The sequence below is a fragment of the Gemmata sp. SH-PL17 genome, assembly GCF_001610855.1.
GTDB lineage: Bacteria > Planctomycetota > Planctomycetia > Gemmatales > Gemmataceae > Gemmata > Gemmata massiliana.
Genome location: NZ_CP011271.1, coordinates 7,592,239 through 7,617,845 on the forward strand (window position 1 = coordinate 7,592,239; position 25,607 = coordinate 7,617,845).

Sequence of the window (25,607 nt, forward strand, 5' to 3'; positions counted from 1 at the left end):
CCGACCGCGAGGTCGGCGGGTGGCGCAGCCAATCGGGTGCAACCCGCCGACCTCGCGGTCGGGGTTCACTCGTAATCACCGCTTGATTTGCTGCTCGTCCACCACGAACTCGTAAGTCCCGCCGCGAATGGTGACGCGGAAGATCGTCTCCTCAATGTCCTCAGCGCGGCGGTTGCGATAGCTCGTCTCCAGCCGCGCGAGATCCTCTTCTAACCCTTTCGGGAAGAACGCGAAGAACGTCTTCGGCGTGAAGTCCAACCCCAGCGCCCCGGCCACGCCCTGCACCGCATCGCGGCGCGTGTCGCTGAACTGGATCTTCTTCGCCAGGTCGCGCAGGTCGGCGTCCGAAGCCTTGCGCTGCGCGCCCGGGTTGCTGATGTCCTTAATCAGAATACTGTCTGCGGTGCCGGGAATCGGAACGAGAATCTCGGCCTTCATCGCCTGCAACTGCGCGAGGTAATCGCGCCCATTGGCGACCTTGAAGCGCAGCACCCACCGCAGCCCGCGTGCACGGGTGGAGTCCGCGCCGGTCCCCCCCGGGCCGGTGCCCGCCGAGCCATCGCTCCCCTTACCGCCCTGGTTCCCCTCACCCTTCTGAGCGCCCACACCAAGTAATTTCTTCCGCAAGCTCTCGTCGATCTGGCTGAACGTGGCCGCATTAGACGGCGCAATAGGAAGCCTTCCATTTGGATCATCTAGCACGATCTTCTGGATGGTCTCTTTGGCGTCCGCAAGCGCTTGCGGGGTTGGTAGCACCTGTTGCGCGGCCGTGATCGGCTTAACGTCGCGAATGAGATCCGGATCCTCTTGCCCGCCGGAGCCTTCGGAGCCTTCACCGGTGTCGTCCATTCCTCCGACCGCGGCGATTTGCATCGTCGGGCCAGAGGTGTCCGCGTCGCTCATCAGCCCCACGAGGACGTACACGAGCACCGCGCCCACGAGCACGTGGAAGAACACCGTCGCGACCGTCGCGAGCGGGAACTCCAGTCGACGGTTGTAGCGCTCCCAGAATTCTTCGTCCGGCGGCCCCTCGACGACGAACGGCTCTTTTCCGTTCGCGGGAGCATTTTTGGGAGGAGTTGTGGGTTGTGGTGCCGGCATAACGGAACCTCTTGGGGACGTGTCCACCAACCCTAACATACCCGCCCGCCGAGTGTTTGTGAACTTCCGGACCGATCCACCAAAAAACAACGGTCCGCGGATCGCGCAAACAGGCGCCACCCGCGGACCGTGTTACCCGAGCCATTCGGCCCAGGAGGTTACTTCTTCACTTCGTACTCGGCGTCGATCACGTCGTCCGGACCGTCCTTCTTGCCCTCGGCCCCCGCAGGCGAAGCGCCGCCCGCGTTCGCCTGCATGTGCTGCGACATGGCCTGCGACGACTGTTGTAGTTCCGCGGTCGCGGCCTTCACCGCGGCGAGGTCGTGGCGGCCGATCGCTTCCCGGAGCTTGCCGATGGCCGCGTTGATCGGGGCCTTGTTCGCCTCCGTCAGCTTGTCGCCGGCGTCCGCGAACATCTTCTCGATCTGGTGGATCAGGGTCTCGCCGCCGTTCTTGGCGTCCGCGAACTCGCGCTTCTGCTTGTCCTCGTCCGCGTGCAGTTCCGCGTCGCGCTTCATCTTCTCGACCTCGTCCTTGTTCATCCCGGACGAGCCCTCGATGCGGATCTGCTGCTCCTTACCGGTCCCCAGATCCTTGGCGCCGACCGAGAGCACGCCGTTCGCGTCGATCTCGAACGTCACCTCGATTTGCGGAACCTGGCGCGGCGCGGGCGGGATGCCGTCCAGGTGGAACTTGCCGATCAGCTTGTTGTCCTGGGCCATCGGGCGCTCGCCCTGGAACACCTGGATCTCGACCGACGGCTGGTTGTCCGCCGCGGTGGTGAACTTCTCGCTCGCCTTCTTCGGGATCGTCGTGTTCCGCGGGATCATGACCGTGAGCACGCCGCCGAGCGTTTCCAGCCCGAGCGAGAGCGGGGTCACGTCGAGCAACTGGATGTCGGCCGCGGCCCCGAGGAGCAGTTGCGCCCCTTGAATCGCCGCGCCGATCGCGACGACCTCGTCCGGGTTCACGCCCTTGTGCCCCTCCTTACCGAAGATCTCCTTTACCAACTGCTGCACGCGGGGCATGCGGGTCATCCCGCCGACCATCACCACTTCGTCGATCTGGGCCGGCGTGAACTTCGCGTCCTTGAGGGCCGCGAGCACCGGCTTCTTGCACCGCTCGATGAGGTGCTCCGCCAACCGCTCGAACTGGTTGCGGTTGATGGACATCACCAAGTGGAGCGGGTTGCGGTCCGCGTCGGCCGTGATGAACGGGAGGTTGATGTCCACGTTCACCTGCTGGCTCAGGTCCTTCTTCGCCTGCTCCGCGGCCACCTTGAGCCGCTGCATCGCCATCGCGTCTTTGCGCAGATCGATCCCGTTCTGCTTCTTGAACTCGTCGGCGATGTGGTCCATCAGCACTTGGTCGAAGTCGTCGCCGCCCAGGTGGGTGTCGCCGTTGGTGCTCTTCACCTGGAAGACGCCGTCCTCGCCCACATCGAGGATCGAAATGTCGAACGTCCCGCCGCCGAGGTCGAACACCGCGATCTTCTGATCCTGCTTCTTGTCCAGCGCGTAAGCGAGCGCGCCCGCGGTCGGCTCGTTAATGATCCGCATCCGCTGCTTGACGATCTTGCCGTCCTTCCCGCGGATCTCGTACTCGGTGTCGAACCCGGCGATGGCCGCCGCGTCGATGGTGGCCTGGCGCTGGGCGTCGTTGAAGTACGCCGGGACGGTGATGACTGCCTTGCGCACGGTGTGCCCGAGGTACGCTTCCGCCGCTTCCTTCAACTTGCGGAGGATCATGGCAGAGATTTCCGGCGGCGAGAACTGCTTGCCGTCGATGTCTACCTTCACGAGATCGTTCGGGCCGCCGACGAGCTTGTAGGGAACGAGCTTCTCTTCGCTCTCCACCTCGTTGTGGCGCCGGCCCATGAACCGCTTGATCGAGTAAATGGTCCGCTTCGGGTTCGTGACCGCCTGGCGCTTCGCCTGGTCGCCGACGAGCCGGTCGCCCTTGTCCGTGAACGCGACGATGCTCGGGGTGGTGGCGTTACCGTCCTGGTTCGGGATCACCTTCACGGAGGTGCCGTCCATCACGGCGACGACCGAGTTCGTGGTGCCCAAGTCGATACCGATGATTTTTTCTTCGGCCATTTTGCTATCTCCTGTTTGTGACGTTAATTTTACTGTTTCCCCCGGTCACTCGTCACCAAAACCCGCTGTCAGTTTATCCCTCGTTCAGGGCGCTCTGTGACACCGAGTCGGTCGGTCCGGGGTTGTGTCATTTCACCGAGATTGGATGCCCCAAACTCTTCAGCGATTCAAAGTTTTTCCCGCTTCCACTGCAATCACCATGCCGACTACCCACTTGCTTCGGCAGCAATCGCACAACAACTGGTAATTTCACGACTTGTGACGTTGCTGCAAGACGAGACATGATCGCAACTTTTTCGCCGCCTGCCAAATCAGCAGTCTCGCCGCAACTCCCCGTCAGTGATGGGATTGCAGCTCGGGCCAATCTCGCACAGGGGTGAGCGGCCATTCACCCGTTTCGAGCCACTTTGGTCACCCGAGTGCCCCCATTTCGTTGACGCACTCATATCACACCGGTAGAGTCACCGCATTCATCAGTGAACTACCGCACGCGGACCCGGATATGGCACGCAGCAAAAGCGACTCCAATTCCAACTCCGCGCCCGACAAAGGCGCCTCGAATCTGGCGGCACTTCGGGGGCAGATCGACAAGCTCGATCTGAACATTCTCGAACTGCTCAACAAGCGGGCCTCGGTCGCGGCGCAAATCGGGAAAGTCAAAGAAGATCAGGGCGGCAACGTGTTTTCCGCCGCGCGCGAGGAAGAGGTTCTCACGAACGTCCTCGACGCGCACAAGGGGCCGCTCTCCACGATCACCGTGAAGGCGATCTTCCGCGAACTCATCAGCGGGTCGCGTGCGATCCAGAAGCAGCAGAAGATCGCGTACCTGGGGCCGGAGTACAGTTACAGCCACCTCGCCGCGATCCAGCGGTTCGGCGAAGCGTCGATCTACAACCGCACGGCCAACATCGCGGCCGTGTTCGAGGAACTGAACCGCAAGCACGCGGACTTCGGCGTGGTGCCGCTGGAAAACTCGACCGACGGTCGGGTGGTGGACACGCTGGAAATGTTCATGCGGTTCCCGGACCAAGTGAAGATCTGCTCCGAGATCCGGCTCCGCGTGCGACACCACCTGCTCGCGAACTGCGCCCAGGCCGAAGTGCGCCGCGTGTACTCGAAGGAACAGGCGCTGAGCCAGTGCCGCAACTGGCTCTCGAAGAACCTGCCGAACGCGACGTTCCACCCCGTCTCCAGCACTGCGGACGCGGCGCGACTCGTGCAAACCGAGCCGAACGTCGCGGCGGTGGCCAGCCGCGAGGCAGCCGTGCGCTACAACCTCGGCATCCTGGCGGAAAACATCGCGGACTCGCCGTTCAACGAAACTCGGTTCGCCGTGATCGGCGCCACGGACTCGACCAAGACCGGCACCGACAAGACGGCCCTAATGTTCCAGATCGCTCACACGCCGGGGTCGCTGGCCGACGTGCTGACCGCGTTCAAGCAGAACAAGATCAACCTCACCTGGATCGAGTCCTTCCCGTTCCGCGAGGCAAAGGGCGAGTACGTGTTCTTCGTGGACTTCGACGGTCACCGCGAGGACACGCGGGTGAAGAAGGTGCTCGCCGTTCTCGAAGACATGTGCGAGTCCGTGACCGTTCTCGGCTCGTTCCCGTTAGCCCGGGCGGACGGCGAATAAACCCGAAGAGAAATCGAGGGGGCGGGCCGCGCAATTGGTGCGGTCCGCCCCCTGCATTATTCTGCTCCGGTTAGTAAGATTATTACACCTGCTCATGCAGTCTCTCCACTTAACCCTATAGCTCTTTCATGATCCTCGTCATCCGGCCCGACGCGACGCTTGAACAGATCGACCACGTGATCGAGCGGGTGCGCGACCTGGGCTATACCCCGCACATGAGCCGGGGCGAGAGCCGGACCATCATCGGCGTGATCGGTGACGAAGCGAAGCCCGGCACGGAGAACTTTTCCGCGATCCCGGGCGTCGAGCAAGTTTTGCGGATCATGAAGCCGTTCAAACTCGCGAGCCGCGAGTTCCACAAGTCGGACAGTTCGGTCTACGTGGGCAAGGTGAAGATCGGCGGCGGCAGTCTCGCCATGATCGCCGGGCCGTGCGCCATTGAGGGGTACGAAGTCCTCGACACGATCGCGAAGTACGTGAAGGCCGGCGGCGCGAACATCCTCCGCGGCGGCGCGTTCAAGCCGCGCACCAGCCCCTACGCCTTCCAGGGGATGGGCGAAGACGGGCTGAAGATCCTCCGGGACGTGGGCGACAAGTACGACATGCCCGTCGTGACGGAAGTCATGGACCCGCGGCAGGTCGACCTCGTGTGCCGGTACGCGGACATGCTCCAGATCGGCGCCCGGAACATGCAGAACTTCGACCTGCTGAAAGAGTGCGGCAAGGCGATGAAGCCGGTGCTCCTGAAGCGCGGCATGAGCGCGACCGTCAAAGACCTGCTCATGTCGGCCGAGTACGTGTTGTCCGAGGGCAACAAGGACGTGGTGCTCTGCGAGCGCGGGGTCCGGAGCTTCGAGGACAGCACGCGGAACATGCTCGACATGAGCGCGGTGCCGAACGTGAAGGGCCAGAGCCACCTGCCCATCATCGTGGACCCGTCGCACGCGACCGGGCGCCCGGACCTCATCCCGAGCATGTGCCGGGCGAGTGTCGCCGCAGGTTCCGACGGCATCCACGTCGAGGTCCACAACTGCCCGGAAAAGGCGCTCTCAGACGGACCGCAAGCGCTGCTGCCGCACCAGTTCCTCGACCTGATGGGCGATCTCCGCAGGCTCGCCGTTGCCCTGGGTCGCGAGTTCTGGGCGCCGCCGGAAAAGTAAGCCCGATCCCGGACCGGTGCGGCGATGGAAGATCCCAACGCGCCCGATGATTCCGAGTGGTGGCCCGCCGAGGCCGCGCCGGATTATTCGTTCGGCCCCGACGTTGTTCATGAAGAGTCCGAATGGTGGCCGCCCCCTCCCCCACCGGACACCTGGAACCGGTGGGGGCCGCGTGTGCTCCAGATGCTCGGCTTGCACGCCCTCACGGGCGTCACGAGTTGGCTGTACTGGGTGCGGCGGATTTCACCGGGAACCGCGGGCGAATTGCTGCTATCGCAAAGCCTGGCAATCGTGCTGGCCTGGTTCGGGCTGATTGTTTACATCGCGGTCCGAATCCGAGAGCGTTTTGGGACGCGGGCGGAACGCGGACGTTTGCTGGTGGTCGGACTCGACATTTGCACGGCAATCGTCGCGGTGCTCAGTGCGTTTATTTGGATCGCGATCCTGATCGGTCCCCGCTGACCAATCGAAATTCTGCTTGCTACGGGAATTAACGCAATGCCGACGCGCAAGAAGTTCGTTGCCGGGAACTGGAAGATGAACACCACGCTCGCCGAGGCCAAGGCGCTCGGCGCGGCGGTGGCGAAGGGCGTCGGCACCGACACGAACGTGACGGTCGCGGTGTGCCCGCCGTTCCCGTGGCTGGTTCCCGTCGGCGAGGCGATTAAGGGATCGGCCGTCGCCCTCGGCGCCCAGGACGTCCACTACGAGAAGAAGGGGGCGTTCACCGGCGAGGTCAGCCCCGCGATGCTCCTCGAAGCCGGGTGCAAGTACGCCATCGTCGGCCACAGCGAGCGCCGGCACATCCTCGGCGAGAGCGAAACGGCCATCAATCACAAGGTCCACACCGCCCTCGAAGAGGGGCTGAGCGTGATCCTGTGCATGGGCGAAACCCTCGCGGAGCGCGAGCGCAACCTGCAAGAGCGCGTGTTCCAGCGCCAGGTGTTCGCGGCCTGCGCCGGTCTGACCGACGAGCAGTTCCAGCGGTTGGTGATCGCATACGAGCCGGTTTGGGCCATCGGGACCGGTAAAGTCGCGACGCCGGAGCAGGCGCAGGAGGCCCACGCCTTCGTTCGCACGAAACTCCGCCAACTTTACGGCGATAAAATCGCCGATACGACTCCAATCCTCTACGGCGGCTCCGTCACCCCCGAAACCACCGCCGGGCTGATGAGCAAGCCGGACGTGGACGGCGCACTCGTCGGCGGGGCGAGTCTCAAGGCCGACTCCTTCGTCGCGATCGTGAAGGCCGCGGGCGGGTAGCCTTTTCGACGGGTACGATCGTTACTAGAGTAACAGTTCAACCGGTCAGGCACGGTGGCCGTAGCACCGTTCGGAGTAGGGAGGTTGGTCGTGGATCTTTTCGCCGCCGCTTGGTACTCGCACGCACTCAACGTCATCGTTCTCGCGATCGGCTTCCTGCTGATGCTGCTCGTGCTGATCCAGCGCGGTAAGGGCGGCGGGCTGGCCGGTGCGTTCGGTGGGGCGGGCGGGTCCAGCCCGTTCGGGTCGCGCGCCGCGGACCAGTTCGTGAAGATCACCCTGTGGCTCGCGGGCGTGTGGGTGCTGGTCATCATGATCCACGTCAAGGTCGTCAAGTACAACGTGGAAGCCGACAAGAACAGTTCGCAAACGACGATCACGAGCTGAGTTAGGCGAAAACCGACTTTACGCGAACCGCTCCCAACGACGGAGCGGTTCGTGCGTTCCCTCTCCCGAACCGTCCCGCCCGTTACCGTGTCCCTTTTCCGCGAGGCCACCGGCGTGTTGCTCAGCATGACCGGGTTCGGCGCGGCCCGCATCGAGACCGACGCCCTCGGTGTGTCCGTCGAAGTGCGAGCGGTCAACAACCGGCACCTGAAACTGACCGTCCGCGGCTCGGACCCGTACCCGCTCTACGAGAGTGAACTGGAGAAGGTCGTCCGCCGACACGTCCGGCGCGGCACGCTCCACGTTCACATTCGGGTCGAGCGCCAGGGCCACGCAGCGGCCCCCGCACTGAACACCAAAGTCCTGGCCGATTACCTGAAGCAGATTCGGACCTCGTGTGCCGAAGCCGGTACCCCGGAACTGGTTGCGCCGCTCTCAGCAGGCGCATTGAGCCTACCGGGAGTGGCGCCAGAAACGCGAAACGGCGGTACGCCGCCCGACGACGAATGGCCGGTGGTCGAAAAGGCTCTTGATGCCGCGCTGGTGAAGCTCAACCAGATGCGGCGCGAAGAGGGCAAAGCGGTCGCGGCGGAACTGCTCGCTCACCACGCTGTTATCGCGGAGCAACTCGCGGCCATTCGCACTTTGTTGCCCGGGGTCGTGACCGAGTACCGCCAGCGCATCCTGGACCGCGTGCGACAGGCGGTCGCGGACGCCGGACTCGTGCTGAACGCGGAAACCGTCATCCGCGAGGTCGCGCTGTTCGCCGACCGTACCGATGTGTCCGAAGAGGTGATGCGACTGACGAGCCACCTCGATCAGTTCGCGGAACTGATCCGCAAGGGCGACGAGGCCGGGCGCAAGCTCGAGTTCGTCATCCAAGAAATGGGTCGCGAGACGAACACGATCGGCTCGAAGGCCGGCGACGTGGCTATCAGCCGGCACGTCGTTGAGATGAAATCGACGCTGGAGAAACTGCGCGAGCAGGTCCAAAACGTGGAGTAGCCGAAACGCGGAGCGCGGAATGCGGAACGATCCCTCGACAGCCGAGTGCGTGGCCAGCGGACTGCCTACCGGTTCCGAACTCCGCGCTCCACACTCCACGCTCCGCGCTCCTTTGATTGTCGTTTCCGGTCCTAGCGGGGTTGGGAAGACGACCGTCGTGGACCGGCTGCTCGCGGAAACGAAGGCGAGCTTGCCCCTCAGACGCGCGGTGACCGCGACGACCCGGGGAGAACGTCCGGGCGAAGTGGATGGCACCGACTACCACTTTTGGAGCGAGGACGAGTTCCGCCGGGCCATTGACGACGACCGGTTGCTGGAACACGCGGTGGTATTCGGGCGCGACTTCTACGGCACGCCCAAGAGCGAAGTGGACCCACACCGGGCGCGGGGCACCGGCGTGATTTTGGTGATCGACGTGCAGGGCGCGGCGCGCGTCCGCGAGAAGCTCCCGAACGATCACCTGTCGGTGTTCATCGAACCGCCGAATTTCCCGGAACTGGAAGCCCGACTCCGCGGTCGGAACGACACGAGCGAAGAACGGATCAAGCGGCGCTTGGCTACGGCCCAAGAAGAATTAGCACGGGCCAACGAGTTTCAGCACCGGATCGTAAACAGAGAACTTTCCGAAGCCGTCCGCGAACTCGAACGAGTCATCCGCGAGCGCTTCAACACCTAGGGAGAACCGCATGCTCGACGAACTGAAAGAAGAAGGGATCGTGAACAAGGTGGGCGGGCGGTTCAAACTGTCCACGCTCATCCAGAAGCGCATGGTGGCGCTGAACACGGGCGCCAAGCCGCAAGTGGACGCGCGCGGCATCTCGGACCGCATGGCGATCGTGATCCAGGAGATCCTGCAAGACAAGATCTTCCTCGACGCCTCTGGCGAAGTGCAGTCGAAGAACCAGACCGTGATGGCGAACCTGCCCGGCGCGTACCCCGGTATGCCCGGCTCCACCCCGCCCGCGCCCGGTTCCACCGCGAAGCCGTCCGACGAGTAGGCGCGGAAGAACCTACCCCCCCCACCCCCTCCCTGAAGGGAAGGGGAGGAAGAGCAGTCTACTGTTCTTTCTTCCCCTTCCCTTCAGGGAGGGGGTATGCTTTTTCATACCCCGCACGCTCCTTCTGCGAGGTTTGATATGCGCCCCCTCTTCGCACTCGTGTTCGCACTCCTCTCGGTTCACGCAGCGCGCTCAGAAGACGCAGTGAAGATCGGCGCCCGCGTCGACAAGCTCAAATTCACGGACACGCGATCACTCCCGCGCACCTCGTCCGACTTCGGGACGAAGAAGGCGATCGTATTCGTGTTCACCAATACGACGTGCCCGGTCGTTCAGCGGTACTTACCCACGCTCCAGGCGCTCGAAACGGAGTACCGCCCCAAAGGGGTCCAGTTCGTCGCGGTCAACGCGGCCGACGAAGACACGCTCATCGCGATCGCCACGCAATCGGTGAAGTACGACGTCGAGTTCCCCTTCGTGAAGGACTTCGACGGCTCGGTCGCCCGCGCACTCGGGGTGAAGCGCACGCCGGAGGTGGTCGTGCTCGATGCCGAACACACGATCCGCTACCGCGGGCGCATCGACGACCAGTACCGGCTCCGCGGGAACCGCCCGAAACCCACGACCCACGAACTCAAAGACGCGCTCGACGCGATACTCGCGGGCCAAAAGGTCGCAACGCCCGAAACCGAGGTCGACGGCTGCTCGATCACGTTCCCCCGGTCGACGAAACCAAAGGATGTGAACTTCGCCGAGCACGTGGCGCCGATTCTCCGGAAGCACTGCGCGGAGTGTCACAAGACCGGCGGGTCGGCGCCGTTCGCGCTCAACACCTACAAGCAAGCGTCCGCACGAGCCGCTGCGATCGCGGAAGTCGTCCGGGACCAACGAATGCCGCCGTGGTTCGCGAGCCACGACTTCGGGCCGTTCGTAAACCGCCGCGGATTGTCGGACGATGAGCGTGCCGTCCTTACCGACTGGGCTCGCACCGACGCCGCACCGGGCGACCTCACGAAAGTGCCCGCGCCGCCGAACGAGGTGAAGGAAAAGTGGCTAATTGGGAAGCCGGATCTGGTTCTGGAGTCAACGAACTTCGAGCTGCCCGCCAAAGGCGACATCCCGTACAAGTACGCGGTTCTGCTGCACAACTTCACCGAAGACACGTGGGTGCAGGGGGTGCAAATCACGTCCGACAACCCGCGCGTGCTGCACCACGCCAACCTCGCGTTCGGTAGTCTCGTTTCGGGCTTCAAGGAAGAGAATTTCATCACTGGGTACGTGCCCGGCGGCGAGCCGATGGTCCTCGACGACGGCACCGCGTTCCGCATCCCGAAGGGATCGGTTCTCGCGCTGCAAATTCACTTCGTTTCGACCGGCAAAGAGGAGAAATGCCGTTTGTCGGTCGGGCTGCGTTACCCGCGTGCGGTCGTGCAGCAGCAGCTCCGCAACATCCAACTCACGGACAGCAAGTTCACGATCCCGCCCGGCGCGCCGGCGCACAAGGTGACTGCGCGCCGCGCGCTCGATACCGACGTGGTGGGAATCGGTCTGTTCGCTCACATGCACCTTCGCGGGAAGGACATGACGTTCACCGCGCACGCGCCCGACGGCACGCGCGACCCGCTCCTCGTCGTCGCGAACTACAACTTCTCGTGGCAGGTGCCGTACCGCTGGGAGCCGGGCAAAAAGATACTCCCCAAGGGCACGCGCCTGGAGTGCGTGGCCCGGTACGACAACTCGGCGTTCAACCCGTACAACCCGGACCCGCAAGCGACCGTGCGCAACGGCCCACAGACGCACCACGAAATGATGTTCGGGTTCTTCTTCTACACCAACGCGAACGAGAAACTGAACCTGCGTATCGACCCGAAAACCGGTATCGAGGTGAAGGAAAAGACGCGGTAGCGAACAGCGCTACACGAGCGCGCAACTTCGATTGCTAGCTTCAAGCGAGATCGGGCACGGCCGCCGCGGGTTCAATCTGAATCCGCTTACCGCGCGAATCGAACGCGAGCCAGCGGGTCACGTTCCCCGGCGGAAGCAACGACGCCCAATCGATCTCGTCCCGTGAACCGATCGGATGCGGCAAAAAGAGCGTGAACTCCCATTTGTCCTGTTTATCGCCGTTACAAATCCATACGTGCCCGGTGATGCGCGGCTCGAAATCGCCCAGGTGGTACCGCTCTGGGCCGAAGCCGTCGCACCACAAGTACCGGAGGTGCCGGTCCGCCATTCCAGCGAACTCGCTGCAAAGGCGGAACTCTAAACGTAACCAGAAGTCGGCTTCGTTCACGCAAACCTCCTCACTTACTTCCCCGCGCCGACGGTTACTTCCACTTCCGCGTCGAAGATCAGCCCGAGGTCGCCGCGGCCGTTGAGCGTCTTCACCAGCGTACCCACAGTGCGCGGGGCGGGGCCGGTGAAAAGCGTTTTGCCCGCGTGCTTCACTTCCACGGGCTTGTCGAGATCGGCCATCCGGTCGTCGAACCGCACCAAGAGCTTCGACACCTTCTCCGCGTCCGTGATCTCGACCACCTGCCCCGCGTGCTTCGCGATCACGAGGGAATCGCCCTTCGCTTCGGCCGCCGGCACCGCGAGCCAGTACGAGCGATCGTGCGGAGCGCCGGTCTGCTTCCACACCACGCGATCGGGGACCGGGTTGCGCGTGAACTTCGCCATCCACGGCAGCGCGGCCTTGTCCTCCAGGTTCATCCAGTGGCCCTTGCCCTCGTGGATCTTCACGAAGTGCTCGTAGCCCTTCGGGTCGTCCTTCTGGAGCTTGTCGAGTTGCTCGCCGTACTCCTTCCCGACCTTGTGGCGGTTGTACGCCGTGTCGTTGCCGCCCACTTGCAGCGCGAACGGCACGTTCCGCAGTGAGAGCAGCGACACGCCGTTGGGGTGCCCCGCCATCATCGCGGCGCCGGCCCAGTAATCGGCCATGCGCGGCCCCATCTGGTACACGCCGTCGCCGCCCGCCGAATACCCGAGCACGTACACCCGATTCGGGTTCACGTCTTCGAGCACAATGAGGTCTTCGATGAGCCGGCCGAACATGCGGTCGATGTGCCCCTCGTGCCACAAGTTCCACGTGTTGGTGGGCGCACGCGGCGCGAGGTAGATCCCCTCTTCCACTGTGTAAAGTTTCTTCTGGTTCTCCCACTGCTGATCGTTCACCTGCTTCGGCGCCCCACCCCCGCCGTGGAGCGAGATCCATAGACTCCGGCCGCCCTTGGGCTTCTCGCCGAACGTCTTCATGAAGAACGGCATTTCCAGTTTGCCGTCCTTGATGACCAGATCCTTCACCTCGACCGCGCGATCCTTCTTGATGGTGGCCGCGTGGGCCTTCCACAGCAACTCGCGTGCGGTCGCGGCGTCTGCCTTCGTCAGCGGGACTTTTGCGAAATCCTTGTCCGCGAGATCCGCGAGCGCGGCCGGTTTCGCGTCGAGTGCTGATTGCAGTTCCTTGAGAGCAGCCGCAGACTTGGCCGCGTCCGGTGCCGCAAATGCGGGCGCCGTGAACGCGACGAGGAAAAGTACGGGAGCGAAAACGCGCATTGAAGCTCCTCAATCCCGGGACGCGGGCAGCTCGCCCGCACGTCCGAAGTGTGGTTATTGTTTGTGGTGGTGAATTATCAGGGGATGGAAATGCGAGCGGGCCACCCGCACTCCCAGAGGAAGCAATTACTTTTGGATCTCGACCAGCGTTTTCTCGCCGGCCGCACCGGTCTTCACGGTCTTCGTCGCGGTACCGACTTTCACCACGAATTCCGCGTTCGGCGGAAGCTCAAATGTAAGGAAGTCGTTCGTGTCGGCTGTTTCGCCGCGTGAGGTGCCGTCGAACGCCTTCTTCGCGTCGGCGGTGGCGGTCACGGTGACCTTCTCGGCGACACGCTTCTTGTTCGCATCAATCACCTTCACTTCGAGGCGGAACGCCTCCGCTTTGGGAGCGGGTTTCGCGTAGTGATCGGTGACGTTCTCGGCGGGCACGTTCTTGTTCTTCATCGCCCACACGAGCGGGAAGTGCTGTTGGCTCTTCTTGAAACTCGCGGCGTAGATCGCGTGCTCGAAAACATCTTTCTTGGCCTGCGCTGCGGCACCGACGAACCACCCGCGGTCGAGACCACTCGGGTCGGGTTCACACGCCCCGGTGAAGTGCCACCCCTTATCCCAGATCTCTACCCAGGTGTGGTTCCCGCGCTTATCAGACCACAGCGGCGTGCCGACGAGTCGCGCCGGGATTCCCACGGACCGCGCCGCGTCGCTCAGCACGATCGACAGCCCCGTGCAGGACGCCTTCCCCTGCTCGATGGACTCCTTCGGGCTTTGATTCGGCGCCTTGCGCTGCGTCGAGTAGCCGAGTTTGAGCTTCTTGAACAGTTCGGCGTTGAGCACCTGCACGGCCTCGATCGGCGTCTTGCAGTTCTTCACCATCGGCACGCACAGCTCGTAGAACTCCTTGCGCCACGCATCGCGCTTCTCGTCCACGTTCGCGTAAGGCAGCACGTCGTTCAGGAAGATTTCCTCGGGAACGTCCTTCCCCCACAGCATCTCCTTGCGCGCCTTGTACGCCAGTTCCACGTTGGCCAGAAGGAACTCGGCCTTCAGCGCTTTCAAATCCCCGTCCGGCATGTTCGCCACCAGGAACGCCATCCCCTTGCGCTGGTCCTTCGGTACATCGGTTAGGGCGCGTTCCAGTTCCGGGCGGTTCTCTTTCGCGCTCTTGAGCGCCTGTTCGACGTCTGCGTCCCACCACGCGGCGGGTTCGGCAGCAGCACCGGGAACACACGCGGCCAGCAACGCGACCGCGACAATGGGGGCACGGAGTAGCACGGCAGCGACCCTTAATAGATGAGGAGTGAACCGAGTCGGGAGGAGTGGATCATTCTAACGAAAGCGGCCCGCGCAGAAGCACACATTCCCGGGCCGGGCCGCTACAATGACGGGCACCACGTTCTGAGACCCGCACCATGCCTCGACGGAAGCCGACCACCCTCCCGCCGTCAAAAAAGGCTGCGCCCGTTCCCAAAGCGCCTCAACCGCCCGCGAAGTCAAAACGGCAGCGCAAACTCGTGTTCGGCCTCGCGCTGGTGGGGTTCCTCGTTGGAGTCGCGTGGGGCGCGTGGGAAGTGCTCGGCCCGAACGCGCTTCGTGACGCGCGGACCGCGCTCGATCAGCGCGATTTCCACGCGGCCGATGAGATCCTGACGAAGTACCTGTCCAAGAACCCCGATTCCCCTCAAGGATTGCTCCTGGCCGCACGCGCGGCGCGGCGCGCGGGCGAATTCGCGCGGGCGAAAGAGCACCTGGCCGCCTACTTGCGGAAGAACCCGGCGAACGAAGCTTACGAACTCGAATCGAACCTGTTGGCGGTGCAGTCCGGCAACCTCACCAACGCGGACCGATTGTTCGAGTCGTTCGTGGGGCGCCCGGACGCGCCCGAAACGCCGTTCGTCATGGAAGCGTACCTGGAAGGCAAGCTCCGGGTACTCGCGCCGAACCACACGGCCACGATCGACACCGAACGCGACGATCCTGCCGTCGTAACGCGGCTCCACAAGGCCGCGGACACGTGGTTGGCCCAGCGCCCCGGACGTGCCGATCAGGTACAAGGGTTGACGTGGAAGGGGCGCATCTACGCTTATGCACGCGACCAGGCGCAGAGTGTCACAGCGCTCCGCGAAGCACTCGCGCTCGATCCGGATCACTTCGATGCCCGGTTGTACCTGGCACTGGGGATCAGCCAGGTACAACCCCAGGAATGCGTTCGGCACCTCGAAATTTTGCGCGAGAAGAAGCCCGACGACCGCCGACTGCGGTACCTCGTGGCCACCGGTCAGCGCACGCTCGGGAATTTCGCCGAATCGCGCAAGCTCCTAGACCAGATGCTCGCGGACGATCCGAACAGCCTCTCCGCGCTGGTCGAACTCGGGCTCCTGAATCTCGACGAGAGCAAACTCGCGGACGCTGAACCGATGCTCCGCAAGGCGCTGAAACTGGCGCCGAACATCCCCGAAACCAACAGCGCGATGAGCCGGTGCGAGGCGCTCCTGGGTCACCCCGCCGAAGCCGCCCAGTACCGGAAGCGGTTCGAGGAGATCACGGCCGAGCGGAACCGCCCCCGAACGCCCCCGGCGCCGAAATCGTAATTCCAGCAGTCAGTCACTTCTACTGGCAGTGGCACCCAATATGCGAGCGCCTCTCTCCCCTTCGCGCATCACGGCAGCCCTGACCGGAGCGGGTGCGCTCGTCGGCACGGTCGCGCTCATCCTCGCTACCAGCGCCTGCGGATCGCGCGTACCCGACACCAAGCCGACCGACCTCTCACCCATCACCGAACCAACTGAAGCTTACACCGGCGCGCCGTGGTTCCGCGACGTGACCGAGGCGTCCGGGGTCCGCGCTACGTGTCGCAACGGCGAAGAAGCGGACCAATTCACCATCCTCGAGTCACTCGGAACGGGGGTGGCGCTGTTCGACTTCGACGGGGACGGGCGACTCGACATCTTCGTGGTCGGCGGCGGGTACTTTGACGGACCGACGAAGACCGATCTGAAGGGCCACCCCTGCAAACTGTACCGGAACCTCGGGAACATGAAGTTCGAGGACGTGACGAGCGCGGCCGGGCTCGCGGGCGACTGGTGGTACACGCACGGGGTCGCGGTCGCGGACTACGACCGTGACGGGTTCCCGGATTTCGTCGTCACGGGTTACGGCCGCATCGGGCTGTTCCACAACGAACCCAACGATAGAGGCGGGCGCCGGTTCGTGGATGTGAGCGAAAAACTCGGTCTGCGCGATTCCTTGTGGGGCACGAGCGCCGCGTGGGGCGACCTCGACGGCGACGGGTACCCCGAACTCTACGTGTGCCACTACACCGATTGGTCCTTCACAAACAATCCCATCTGTAAGGGCACATCAGCCAGCGTTCCGCGCGACGTGTGCGTGCCGCAGAGGTTCAAACCGCTCGTCCACTCGCTGTTCAAGAACGATCGGGGCCAGAAATTCCGCGACACCGCATCCGAGCAGCACTTCAAACCCGACGGGTACGGGTTGGGGGTCGTGATCGCGGACCTGAACGCCGACGGGCGCCCCGACGTGTACGTTGCGAACGACGCCGCCCGCAACTTCCTCCTTTTCAACCGGGGGGGGGCGCTCGAAGAGAAGGGAGTGGCGTCGGGCACCGCGGTCGATGACGGGGGCCAGTTCAACGGCAGCATGGGCGTGGACGTCGTCGACTACGACGGGAGCGGGCGCGCGGCCCTCTGGGTCACGAACTACCAGGGCGAGTTACACGCGCTCTACCACAACCTCGGGGCGGAAATGTTCGACCACCGGTCGCGGCTCCTGGGGGTCGGCTCGATCGGCGTCCACCGTGTCGGGTTCGGCACCGCGTTCACGGACCTCGATCACGACGGCTGGGAAGACGTGGTCGTGGCGAACGGGCACGTTCTGCGCAACCCCGCCGGGAGTTCGCCGAAGCAGCAACCCGTACTGTTCCACAACACCGATAAAGAGGGCCGGCGGTTCTTCCGCGACATCAGTAACCGCGGCGGCCCGTACTTCCAGGCACAAAATATGGCCCGCGGGCTCGCTCTCGGCGACCTCGACAACGACGGGCACCCGGACCTCGTGGTGACGCAAAACAACGGCCCGGTCGTGATCCTCCGCAACGAAGCGCCCGCGCCGCACCCGTGGGTCGGCATCAAACTCGTTGGTAAGGGGAACCGCGACGTCGTTGGCTCGACGGTTACGGTCGAGTTGGACGGCCGCAAGCTCACCCGGTTCGTGAAGGGCGGCGGCAGTTACCTTTCGGCCAACGACCCGCGCCTGCACTTCGGCCTGGGCGGTGCCACAATCAAGCGCGTGACGGTACGATGGTCGTGGGGCGAGTCGCAATCCTGGGAGAACGTTGACCCGGGCGCGTACTGGGAACTGACCGAGGGCCAGCCGACCGCGAAGCGCCTACCCGCCTCGTGAAGCACAAAGAACTATTCGCGTGAACCAATTCCTTGTGCGCCCGCCCCGGGCCGTTACCGAGCACTTCGGCCCGCTCACCGCGGAACTCACCTGGCACCCGGTACCCGAGGGTTTTAGCGGCGCCGTGGTGTGGCGCGGGGACGATGCCACTGGTGCGCCGCTCGTCGCGCTAAAGGGCTGGCCGGTCGATGTGAGCGCGGAGCGCGTTCAGCAGATTCACCACCGGATGTCGCAAGCCGCGCGTTTACCTTTTGTGCCGTCCATATTTGCGGGAACGCACGGGCGCACCACAGTATTCGCGGACGGACGACTCTGGGACGCTTGCCGCTGGGTGCCGGGCACCGCACTTATTCAGCCCACGGAAGCAGAAATACGGGCGGCGTGCGAAGCAATCGCGCAATTGCACCTGTGCTGGCCCCTCGCTCTGGACCGCCAACCGTGCCGCGGCGTCTCAAATCGTATCGATGTACTTACCGCGTACCGACGGCAACTTAGTGACTGGAATCGCGACATCCCGCCCGTCGCGCCGGAACTCGATCCGCTCCTGCGCCGAGCCGTCTCCGTCGTTGCCCGCAACACGGATGCCGCAATCGTAGCGCTGCGCCCGTGGGCGAGTCGCCCGCTCCCGTCGCGCCCTTGTCTGCGTGATCTGCGCGGCGAACACGTTCTCTTTCACGCCAGCGAGATTACCGGGATCATCGATTTTGGCGCGATGATAATCGATCACCTGGCTATTGATCTGGCGCGATTTCTCGGCGATTTTTCTGCGCTCCGGGAATCAGTATTCAGCGAGGGCCTCAATGCGTACCGGGCGGCTGGAGGTGCACTTGACGTACCCGACGAGTTCGTTCGGCTCCTCGCGCGCACCGGGTTCGTCTGTTCGCTCCTCGGCTGGCTCGTCCGCCTCGTAGTGCGTCACGAGCCGACAGTTCGGGCGACGGCGATCGCGGCGCGGCTGACTCATCTGCTTGAATGCGCCGAGCAAATTACGCACTTTTAAGCCATTTTCCAACGCTCCGCACACCGTCGGATTTCTCGGCAAAGGCCTCGAAAATAGCCGAACCGGTCATTTGACACCCTCCGCGCGCGTTCTACTGTTCCGTTGTGAACGGGTCGTCTGGTAACGCAGGCTCGGTTCTAAAGACGGCCCGGTGGTTCGAGTTAAACCGGTTCGGGGGCTACGAGAACGAGTTCTTGTTCCGAGCGCCCAACGGACCGGGAAAACGAGAAGCGCCAGTGGCGACGTCCGCGTGAACGGGGGCGGCACCCAGTTGACCCGCGCAGCACACGGAGAGAAGCCATGCTCGGCCGGTTCACACGAGGGGTCGTGAACTTCCTGAAAGCGGAAGACGGCCCGACCGCAGTCGAGTACGCCGTTATGCTCGCGCTCATCATCGTGGTGATCGTCGCAGCGATTGGAAACATCGGCGCAACGACTAATGGTATGTATAACAATTTGAGTCTCCAGGGCGTGAAGCCGCCCGGCGGCTCGGGTTCGTGACGACGGCGCGGGGCCGGGCGGGGAAACCCGGCCCCGCGCGAAGTGCTCTCTTTTTCAGTTCCTTCACAACGGGAGATCGGATCATGCGCAGTCTGACCAAGAGTTTGGTGTCGTTCCTGAAGGCGGAAGACGGCCCGACGGCCGTCGAGTACGCGGTGATGTTGGCCCTGATCGTCGTGGTGTGCATCGCCGCCATCACGACCCTCGGCTCCAACGCCAACAGCACCTTCAGCTTCGTCGGCTCGTCCATCAAGCCGACGTCCTCGAGCTGAGTACCCTCCGTTCGTGTCTGACACGAACAGCGATACGGGCCGAGCCGCACTGCGGCCCGGCCCGCGTCGCGCCGGAGCCGCGCCCGCCCACGGACCCCGACACGGATTCCGACCCGTACCCGAACCCGCGAACGAGGTGACTCCCCCGATGAGCAACGCAGCCCCTGTGCTCCCCCAACCCCCTGTTACCGCCCCCGCGACCGACGACTCGCTCGGCATCGACCGCGCGTTCGTGCTCCAGATGGCCCGGATGCCGCTCCTCGCGCTCCTGTGGCTCGGGGCCGCGATCGCGGCGCACCAGATCTGGGCCGCGCTCTGGCCCGAGGGCCTGAACGCCGGTCCGCTGGTCGTCATCAGCTTCGGTATGATCCTGGCCGCGTTCATCGACGGCTGGGCCCTGAAAGTTCCCAACTGGATCACCTTCCCCCTGGTCCTGAGCGGCTGGGCGCTCGGCGCGCTGCACGACTTCAACGTCCACGTGGACGCGGGCACCGGCGGCTTCGCGCTCGCGGTCCTGGGCACCGTGTTCGGGTTCGTCCTGCTCCTCCCGATGCTCGCGATCGGCGGCGTCGGCGCCGGCGACGTGAAGATGCAAATGGGCTTCGGGGCGTGGGCCGGCGCGTACTTCGGGACCGGCGCGACCACGGCCGACGCCGGTGGCGCGGCCCTGCACGGGATGGGCGTCGTGTTCTGGGCCTTCTGCTTCGGTGCGATCGCGGGCGGGGCGTTCGGCCTCGTCATCATCCTGATCCGCCGCCAGTTCGGTCAGAACGCCGGAATCGTCCGCGAAATCATGAGCGACTTGCAGATGTTCGGCACCGGCCAGGTGAGCGCCGCGAGCAAGCGGGCGCACGACCGCCGCAGCCGGTGGACCAAGTTGCCCTACGGGATCCCGCTGTGCGTCGGGTTCCTCCTGTACCTGGCCTACATGCTGATCCTGGTGGGCTGAGACCGGTCCCAAAAAGATCCCGCGCCCACGGAGCGGGCGCGGGCCTGGGGGCTCGCACCTCAAGGCCCGCCCGACGATTTCCGCCCCTCGAATTTTCGCCTCAATCAGAAAAATCCGGTAACTCGCAACAACCGGGCCATCTGGGGTGAGCTATAGAACTGGCAAGCTGCGAGTTCTCCGCACGCTCCGGAAATTCCGAAACATTGAAGGAACCCGACCCGCCCGACCGATTCAGAGGGCGGGGAGAAAAGGCGTCACACAACACCACGCTGGCAAACTCGGCAAACTTCGAGCGATCGGCACCTCCGAAGGTGCAACGGTCCCGGGGCCGGGGGCAGACTTGGTGGTGGCGCTGCGGGTCGCGACCAACAGCGGGCTTTACGGCCCCGGTCCCACCCACCCCGGGACGACCGAACCGAGGCGCGGCCGCGTGAGGCCGACGCAGGGGCCGCACCGTTAGACGCGGTGCCGCCCGGGAACCCGGTCGTCTCTTTCCCCTTGGGGACGAGGTACGGGCTGACCGCCGCTGGCAGTTGGACCATTTTGTCTCCTTTGTCTCCGAGGGGTTAGCACCCATGAAGCAGAAAAACATCGTTTTGATGGTGGTGGCGGTGGGGTGCGGCCTCGTGGCCGCGTTCCTCACCTCCCAGATGAGCGCCAAACAGGTCGACCAGGTGGACGTGGTGGTCGCTGCCAAGGATCTCGCGGTCGGCACGACCCTGACCCGCGACGAACTGAAGGATCTGGTGAAGATCGTCAAGCGGCCGAAGGACGGGTTGCCCGTCACGGTCGTCCTCAACCCGGAAGACCTGGTGGAGAAGCGGCTCTCGCGCCCGCTGCGGGCCGACGAACCGATCACCACCCAGGACCTGGGCAAGGGGCCGGTGGTCACGCTGCCCGAGGGGTACCACATGATGTCCCTCCAGGTCAACGCGGCCCAGGCCGCGGCCGGGTTCGTCGGGCCGGGGAGCCGCGTGAACGTGAACGCGACCCTGAAGCTGGGCACCAAACTGGAAGCGTTCCCGCTGCTGGTGAACATGCTCGTGGTCGCGGTGGACACGAACATCGCCTACGCCAAGGACAGCAACGGCACGTTCCCGAGCATGAACACGGTGTCGTTCGCGGTGAAGGAAAAGGAAGCGCTGCTGCTGTCGCTCGCCAAGAGCCGCGGGTGCACCATCGAGTTGCTCCTGCGCAACCAGAACAAGACCCTGGACTCGGACAAGAAGTACAACATCGACGAGGTCATCAAACTGCTGTCCGACGACAAGGAGAAGTCCAACATCGCCGGCGCGGTCGGCGGCGACACCAGCGAGAAGAAGCCGGAACCGACCGAACCGAAGGTGGGCGAGAAGACCCCCGAAAAGGTGGTCGAGAAGGTGGTCGAGAAGCCCGTGACGCCCGTCGCCCCGGCGCCGTCCGTCGCGATGGTGAAGGTGCTCGTGGCCAAGCAGGACATCGCCCCGAACACCGAGATCACGAAGGACCTGATCGCCGAGGCGTTCGAGGAAAAGGCGCTGCCGAAGGAGTTCGCCGGGAGCGCGCTGGGCGACCTGAGCGAGGCGCTCGGGCAGGCTCTGAAAACGGGGGTCTCGAAGGGCCAGTGGGTGACGCCGGGCATGGTCGGCATTCAGACCCCGAAGACACCCCCGCAGGAGTTCTTCCAGCCGTCGAAGCCGCCCGTCGAGGGGCCGAAGGCGCCGGTGGAACCGCAACCGGTGGCGCCGGTGGTGAAGAAGAAGACGCTCGACGTCGCGGTCCACACCGCCGGCGGGTCGATGATCCACCGGTACGAAGAAACGGCGCCGGGCAAGTGGAAGAAGATCGCCGAACTGACCCCGGAACAGGCCGCGAAGGGGGACCAGGCCGCCCCGGCGCCCCAGGACGAGAAGAAAGCGGAACCGGACAACAAGTTCCGCGATTGACGAAGCAACCCGGTCCACGGGCGGAGGCGAAGGCCGCCCGCGGACCGAACCCCGCGGGGCACCGGCGGTCACGAGGACCAACGGCGACCGCGGACGCCCCGGCGGCCCTCAACGGCCGCCGCGACTATGGACCCGGCCGGTGGCCCGAACCGGCCGGTCGGTGAAAACGTGCAGCCGGGCCGGGGTGACCCCGCCCGCTTTAAGGAGAGGTGACAGGATGCACCGTAACCGTACCACCCGACGGCTGCTGCCGTGGGCTTGCATTTTAACGCTCGGACTCGCGGTCACCACCACGACGTCCCGGGCCCAACAACCGGCCGACACCAAGAACCCGCTCCCGGCCACGATCGACCGGACCGGCGCGATCATCGTCCCGCTCGGCGGCCTGGTGACGTTCTCCCCCGCCGATCTGAAAGACCCGCCGACCGACATCCTCGTGAGCAACGACGCCGCCCTCGGGGTGCGCCTCGACCCGGCGGACCCGAAGCGGCTGCTCCTGACCGGGCGCTCCTCGGGCGTGAGCCAACTGACCATCGTCCGCAAGGACCTGCCCCCGCTCAAGTTCGATGTGATCGTGCAGACCGATTTCGCCCTGCTCCGCACGATCATCAAGCGGACCGTCCCGACGGCCAGCGTGGACGTGCAACCGGGCCTCAACAACTCGATCGTGCTGAGCGGGTACGTGACCAGCCCGCAGGACGCGGACACCGTGGCCCGGCTCGCGAACAGCGCGGTCGGCGGGGCCAACGCCAACGTAATCAACGCGGTCCAGATCGGCGGCGTCCAGCAGGTGGAAATCGACGTCGTGGTCGCCTCGGTGGACCGCAACCAGCTCCGCAGCCGCGGGTTCGACTTCTCCGCCCCGGGCCGCGGGAGCTTCGGGTTCAGCAGCCTCGTGAGCGGGCTCATCGGCGTGCAAACCGGGTCCGGCGCGATCCCGACGTTCGGCACCGACGCGAACTTTCAGGCGGCCGTCGTACCCAACCGGTTCTTCGGTGCCCTCCGCGCCCTGCGGACCGAAGGGGTCGCAAAGTTCCTGGCCGAGCCCCGGGTCGTGACCCAGACCGGGCGCCCCGCGTTCTTCCGGGCCGGCGGTCAACAGGCGATCCTCAGCAGCACCTCCGGCATCACCGGCCCCGGCGTGACCCTGGTGCCGTTCGGGACCGAACTCGAGGTGGTGCCGATCGTGTACGGCAACGGGTCGATCTGGCTGGACATCAACCCGCGCATCACCGCGGTGAGCCAGGCCCTCGGGATCACGGTCGCCGGGGCCAGCAGCCCGGGCTTCACGGAACAGAGCGTCCGATCCACGGTGCTGCTCGAGTCGGGCCAGACGTTCGCCATCGGCGGGCTGATCCAGAACAGCGTGGGTGCCACCACGCAAAAGGTTCCGTTTCTGGGCGACCTGCCGTTCTCGGGCACGCTCTTCAGCCGGGTGGACTACACGGTCCGCGAGAGCGAACTCGTGATCCTGGTGACCCCGCGCCTGGTCCACCCGATGGACCCGTGCCAGGCCCCGAAGCGGCTCCCGGGACAAGAAACCCGCACGCCCGACGATTATGAACTATTCTTGGAAAACGTTCTCGAAGCGCCCCGCGGCCAGCGGAAGGTGTGGAACGGGAAGTGCTACAACGCCCCGTACAAGTGCGACCCGACCCTCGGCAAGTACCCGTGCATCGGCGGCGTCTGCAACGGCCCGAACGGAACGTGCCTGCCCGGTAACGCGGCCGGCGCCCTGATCAACCCGCTGTCCAGCTCGCAGGGCAGCTCGACGGTGCCGACCGCTCCGGCCCTCGGGGGCGCGGCGGCAACGGTGCCAACGCCCGTGCCCCCGGTCGCGCCGACGACAGAAGTTCCCGCGTCCCTGCCCCCGGTGACCGGCGGCGGGACCACGGAGCCGGCCCCGGTGCCGCTCCCGCCCGTCGGCGGACTTCCGGTACCGCAATAACACGGCGGCAAAAGGTGTGCTAGTTTTCCTCTGCCGCGGAACTCACGGGTTCCGCGGCGGGGCACCCGACACGAACGACCCCTACGCGACACAACAGACTCGGTGGTGGCTATGCAACGCGTCGCGATCGTAGACCCGAACGAATCGACCCGCGAGTCGCTCCGCACGCTGTTGCTCGGGGTCGACTTCGTGTGGCTCGAGGCCGAGTGCGCCCGGTACGAGTACTTTTTTGAAGTGATCCAGGCGTCCACGCCGGACCTCGTGATCGTCACCCTCGACGCGGACAAGAACAAGGCCCTTCAGATGATCGGGCAGCTCTCGGTGGAGCACCCGAAGCTGCCGATCCTGACCATCAGTCACGACCACCAGGCCCTGCTCCAGTCGCTCCAAAAGGGCGCGAAGTACTTCCTGACGCACCCGGTCGGACTGGAAGACATGCTCGCCGCCCTGCGGCGGGCGCTGGGCGAGAGCGGCGGCTCCGACGCCCCCACCGCGGGCGGGAGCGCCTCGGCCCGGCAGACCGGCTCGTCCTCGATGATCGCGGTCCTCGGGTCCCGGGGCGGCGTCGGCACCACGACCCTCGCGGTCAACATGGCCGCGACGCTGGCCGCCGACCCGACCCACCAGGCCGCCCTCATCGACCTCGACCTGACGCTCGGGGACGCGGACATCGCACTGGAAGTGAACGGGTTCGAGAACATCAGCATCGCGGACCTGGCCCGGAACATCGAGCGCCTGGACATGAACTTCCTGCGCCGCGCGATGGCCAAGCACGAACCGACCGGGCTCGCGATCCTGCGCCACCCGCTCGAGATCGCCGAGGTCGGCGCGATCCACGAACAGCACGTGGAGCGCATCCTCAACCTGTTGAAGATCAGCTACACGCACCTGGTTCTGGACCTGAGCAAGTGCCTGCTCCCGACGGACCTCATGGCGCTCCGCATGGCGGACGTCATCATGCTGGTCGCGCAACTGGAGCTGAGCAGCCTGCGGAACGTGGTGCGCCTGATCCACTGCATGAGCGGCGAAGAGGGCCTCGCGGACAAGATCCGCGTGGTCATCAACCGCCAGGGCTCGGACTCGGTCGAGGAGGGGATCAGCCCGAAGAAGGCCGAGGAGGTCATCGGCAAGCCGATCTTCTGGCAGGTGCCCAACGACACGAAGGCCGTGATCGGCGCCCGCGTCGCGGGGCACCCGCTCGTGAAGCACGCGCCCAAGAGCCGCGTCCAGCAGAGCATCTACGGCCTCACCCAGGCGCTCTACGGCAAGCCGGTCGGCGCCCCGGGCGAGCAGAAGGGCAGCAAGGGCGGCTGGGGGTTCTTCGGAAAGCGCTAAGTGTTCGCCCGGAGCCCGCGGTCCGTCGTCCCCGGGGCACCCGATACTCAC

23 protein-coding genes are annotated in these 25,607 nt (G+C 64.9%); 18 read left to right on the plus strand and 5 right to left on the minus strand.

Annotation, left to right across the window (positions count from 1 at the left end; translation table 11 throughout):
- Nucleotides 1-75: 75 nt before the first annotated feature.
- Both VT84_RS31450 and dnaK read right to left on the minus strand, forming a co-directional pair.
- Nucleotides 76-1,101, minus strand: coding sequence for a hypothetical protein (locus VT84_RS31450; protein WP_082842307.1), 1,026 nt, complete (start codon nt 1,099-1,101; stop codon nt 76-78).
- Between the two features lie 158 nt (nt 1,102-1,259).
- Complete coding sequence (gene dnaK, locus VT84_RS31455) at nt 1,260-3,200, minus strand: molecular chaperone DnaK (protein ID WP_082842308.1); 1,941 nt, start codon at nt 3,198-3,200, stop codon at nt 1,260-1,262.
- A 502-nt stretch (nt 3,201-3,702) separates the two neighbouring features.
- On the opposite strand from dnaK, the gene pheA reads away from it, so the two are divergent.
- The 9 genes from pheA to VT84_RS31500 all read left to right on the plus strand — a co-directional run bounded on the left by pheA (nt 3,703) and on the right by VT84_RS31500 (nt 11,554).
- A complete protein-coding gene (pheA, locus tag VT84_RS31460) occupies nt 3,703-4,836 on the plus strand; it encodes a prephenate dehydratase (protein WP_082842309.1) in 1,134 nt (377 codons plus the stop codon).
- A gap of 128 nt (nt 4,837-4,964) precedes the next feature.
- Nucleotides 4,965-5,996: a 3-deoxy-7-phosphoheptulonate synthase gene (gene aroF / locus VT84_RS31465; protein WP_052557224.1), complete on the plus strand. Its 1,032-nt coding sequence runs from the start codon at nt 4,965-4,967 to the stop codon at nt 5,994-5,996.
- A gap of 24 nt (nt 5,997-6,020) precedes the next feature.
- Nucleotides 6,021-6,458: a hypothetical protein gene (locus VT84_RS31470; RefSeq protein ID WP_082842310.1), complete on the plus strand. Its 438-nt coding sequence runs from the start codon at nt 6,021-6,023 to the stop codon at nt 6,456-6,458.
- A gap of 36 nt (nt 6,459-6,494) precedes the next feature.
- Nucleotides 6,495-7,259, plus strand: coding sequence for a triose-phosphate isomerase (gene tpiA / locus VT84_RS31475; RefSeq protein WP_052557228.1), 765 nt, complete (start codon nt 6,495-6,497; stop codon nt 7,257-7,259).
- Nucleotides 7,260-7,349: 90 nt separating this feature from the next.
- The gene (gene secG / locus VT84_RS31480; protein WP_052557467.1) at nt 7,350-7,646 is read left to right on the plus strand and encodes a preprotein translocase subunit SecG; all 297 of its coding nucleotides are present in this window, start codon (nt 7,350-7,352) and stop codon (nt 7,644-7,646) included.
- A 51-nt stretch (nt 7,647-7,697) separates the two neighbouring features.
- The gene (locus VT84_RS31485) at nt 7,698-8,651 is read left to right on the plus strand and encodes a YicC/YloC family endoribonuclease (RefSeq protein ID WP_239465516.1); all 954 of its coding nucleotides are present in this window, start codon (nt 7,698-7,700) and stop codon (nt 8,649-8,651) included.
- 19 nt (nt 8,652-8,670) lie between these two features.
- The gene (gene gmk / locus VT84_RS31490; RefSeq protein WP_082842311.1) at nt 8,671-9,327 is read left to right on the plus strand and encodes a guanylate kinase; all 657 of its coding nucleotides are present in this window, start codon (nt 8,671-8,673) and stop codon (nt 9,325-9,327) included.
- A gap of 10 nt (nt 9,328-9,337) precedes the next feature.
- Entirely contained in the window at nt 9,338-9,649 is a 312-nt protein-coding gene (locus VT84_RS31495; RefSeq protein ID WP_197909466.1) for a DNA-directed RNA polymerase subunit omega, read from the plus strand.
- Nucleotides 9,650-9,787: 138 nt separating this feature from the next.
- A complete protein-coding gene (locus VT84_RS31500; protein WP_082842312.1) occupies nt 9,788-11,554 on the plus strand; it encodes a redoxin family protein in 1,767 nt (588 codons plus the stop codon).
- A 40-nt stretch (nt 11,555-11,594) separates the two neighbouring features.
- Here VT84_RS31500 and VT84_RS31505 read toward each other — a convergent pair whose 3' ends face one another.
- From VT84_RS31505 to VT84_RS31515, 3 genes are all read right to left on the minus strand, one after another.
- Nucleotides 11,595-11,942, minus strand: coding sequence for a hypothetical protein (locus VT84_RS31505; RefSeq protein WP_157470052.1), 348 nt, complete (start codon nt 11,940-11,942; stop codon nt 11,595-11,597).
- Between the two features lie 14 nt (nt 11,943-11,956).
- Nucleotides 11,957-13,204: a hypothetical protein gene (locus VT84_RS31510; RefSeq protein WP_082842314.1), complete on the minus strand. Its 1,248-nt coding sequence runs from the start codon at nt 13,202-13,204 to the stop codon at nt 11,957-11,959.
- A 126-nt stretch (nt 13,205-13,330) separates the two neighbouring features.
- Entirely contained in the window at nt 13,331-14,479 is a 1,149-nt protein-coding gene (locus VT84_RS31515) for a transglutaminase domain-containing protein (protein WP_052557243.1), read from the minus strand.
- Nucleotides 14,480-14,616: 137 nt separating this feature from the next.
- Here VT84_RS31515 and VT84_RS31520 point away from each other — a divergent pair, with 137 nt between their 5' ends.
- The 9 genes from VT84_RS31520 to VT84_RS31560 all read left to right on the plus strand — a co-directional run bounded on the left by VT84_RS31520 (nt 14,617) and on the right by VT84_RS31560 (nt 25,556).
- Nucleotides 14,617-15,795: a tetratricopeptide repeat protein gene (locus tag VT84_RS31520; RefSeq protein WP_082842315.1), complete on the plus strand. Its 1,179-nt coding sequence runs from the start codon at nt 14,617-14,619 to the stop codon at nt 15,793-15,795.
- Between the two features lie 40 nt (nt 15,796-15,835).
- Complete coding sequence (locus tag VT84_RS31525; protein ID WP_082842316.1) at nt 15,836-17,626, plus strand: CRTAC1 family protein; 1,791 nt, start codon at nt 15,836-15,838, stop codon at nt 17,624-17,626.
- Nucleotides 17,627-17,645: 19 nt separating this feature from the next.
- Nucleotides 17,646-18,626 (plus strand): phosphotransferase, encoded by a 981-nt coding sequence (locus tag VT84_RS31530; protein ID WP_162271904.1) that lies wholly within the window; start codon nt 17,646-17,648, stop codon nt 18,624-18,626.
- Between the two features lie 300 nt (nt 18,627-18,926).
- Nucleotides 18,927-19,127: a Flp family type IVb pilin gene (locus VT84_RS31535; protein ID WP_052557250.1), complete on the plus strand. Its 201-nt coding sequence runs from the start codon at nt 18,927-18,929 to the stop codon at nt 19,125-19,127.
- Nucleotides 19,128-19,210: 83 nt separating this feature from the next.
- A complete protein-coding gene (locus VT84_RS31540; protein WP_052557252.1) occupies nt 19,211-19,399 on the plus strand; it encodes a Flp family type IVb pilin in 189 nt (62 codons plus the stop codon).
- Between the two features lie 148 nt (nt 19,400-19,547).
- Nucleotides 19,548-20,348, plus strand: a complete 801-nt coding sequence (locus VT84_RS31545; RefSeq protein ID WP_052557254.1) for a prepilin peptidase — start codon at nt 19,548-19,550, stop codon at nt 20,346-20,348.
- A gap of 575 nt (nt 20,349-20,923) precedes the next feature.
- The gene (gene cpaB / locus VT84_RS31550) at nt 20,924-22,273 is read left to right on the plus strand and encodes a Flp pilus assembly protein CpaB (RefSeq protein ID WP_052557256.1); all 1,350 of its coding nucleotides are present in this window, start codon (nt 20,924-20,926) and stop codon (nt 22,271-22,273) included.
- A 217-nt stretch (nt 22,274-22,490) separates the two neighbouring features.
- On the plus strand, nt 22,491-24,221 hold the full coding sequence (locus tag VT84_RS31555) for a type II and III secretion system protein family protein (RefSeq protein WP_082842318.1): 1,731 nt from the start codon (nt 22,491-22,493) through the stop codon (nt 24,219-24,221).
- A 111-nt stretch (nt 24,222-24,332) separates the two neighbouring features.
- On the plus strand, nt 24,333-25,556 hold the full coding sequence (locus VT84_RS31560) for a response regulator (RefSeq protein WP_052557260.1): 1,224 nt from the start codon (nt 24,333-24,335) through the stop codon (nt 25,554-25,556).
- The last annotated feature ends 51 nt before the right edge of the window (nt 25,557-25,607 follow it).

What these genes read in the sequence shown, in the direction of transcription:
- VT84_RS31540 (WP_052557252.1), top strand. Translation starts at nt 19,211, where the DNA reads ATGCGCAGTCTGACCAAGAGTTTGGTGTCGTTCCTGAAGGCGGAAGAC.
- VT84_RS31520 (WP_082842315.1), top strand. Translation starts at nt 14,617, where the DNA reads ATGCCTCGACGGAAGCCGACCACCCTCCCGCCGTCAAAAAAGGCTGCG.
- dnaK (WP_082842308.1), bottom strand. Translation starts at nt 3,200, where the DNA reads ATGGCCGAAGAAAAAATCATCGGTATCGACTTGGGCACCACGAACTCG.
- tpiA (WP_052557228.1), top strand. Translation starts at nt 6,495, where the DNA reads ATGCCGACGCGCAAGAAGTTCGTTGCCGGGAACTGGAAGATGAACACC.
- cpaB (WP_052557256.1), top strand. Translation starts at nt 20,924, where the DNA reads ATGAAGCAGAAAAACATCGTTTTGATGGTGGTGGCGGTGGGGTGCGGC.
- VT84_RS31545 (WP_052557254.1), top strand. Translation starts at nt 19,548, where the DNA reads ATGAGCAACGCAGCCCCTGTGCTCCCCCAACCCCCTGTTACCGCCCCC.
- VT84_RS31450 (WP_082842307.1), bottom strand. Translation starts at nt 1,101, where the DNA reads ATGCCGGCACCACAACCCACAACTCCTCCCAAAAATGCTCCCGCGAAC.
- VT84_RS31495 (WP_197909466.1), top strand. Translation starts at nt 9,338, where the DNA reads ATGCTCGACGAACTGAAAGAAGAAGGGATCGTGAACAAGGTGGGCGGG.
- VT84_RS31500 (WP_082842312.1), top strand. Translation starts at nt 9,788, where the DNA reads ATGCGCCCCCTCTTCGCACTCGTGTTCGCACTCCTCTCGGTTCACGCA.
- VT84_RS31560 (WP_052557260.1), top strand. Translation starts at nt 24,333, where the DNA reads ATGCAACGCGTCGCGATCGTAGACCCGAACGAATCGACCCGCGAGTCG.
- pheA (WP_082842309.1), top strand. Translation starts at nt 3,703, where the DNA reads ATGGCACGCAGCAAAAGCGACTCCAATTCCAACTCCGCGCCCGACAAA.
- VT84_RS31555 (WP_082842318.1), top strand. Translation starts at nt 22,491, where the DNA reads ATGCACCGTAACCGTACCACCCGACGGCTGCTGCCGTGGGCTTGCATT.
- VT84_RS31535 (WP_052557250.1), top strand. Translation starts at nt 18,927, where the DNA reads ATGCTCGGCCGGTTCACACGAGGGGTCGTGAACTTCCTGAAAGCGGAA.
- aroF (WP_052557224.1), top strand. Translation starts at nt 4,965, where the DNA reads ATGATCCTCGTCATCCGGCCCGACGCGACGCTTGAACAGATCGACCAC.
- VT84_RS31470 (WP_082842310.1), top strand. Translation starts at nt 6,021, where the DNA reads ATGGAAGATCCCAACGCGCCCGATGATTCCGAGTGGTGGCCCGCCGAG.
- VT84_RS31525 (WP_082842316.1), top strand. Translation starts at nt 15,836, where the DNA reads ATGCGAGCGCCTCTCTCCCCTTCGCGCATCACGGCAGCCCTGACCGGA.
- VT84_RS31510 (WP_082842314.1), bottom strand. Translation starts at nt 13,204, where the DNA reads ATGCGCGTTTTCGCTCCCGTACTTTTCCTCGTCGCGTTCACGGCGCCC.
- gmk (WP_082842311.1), top strand. Translation starts at nt 8,671, where the DNA reads ATGCGGAACGATCCCTCGACAGCCGAGTGCGTGGCCAGCGGACTGCCT.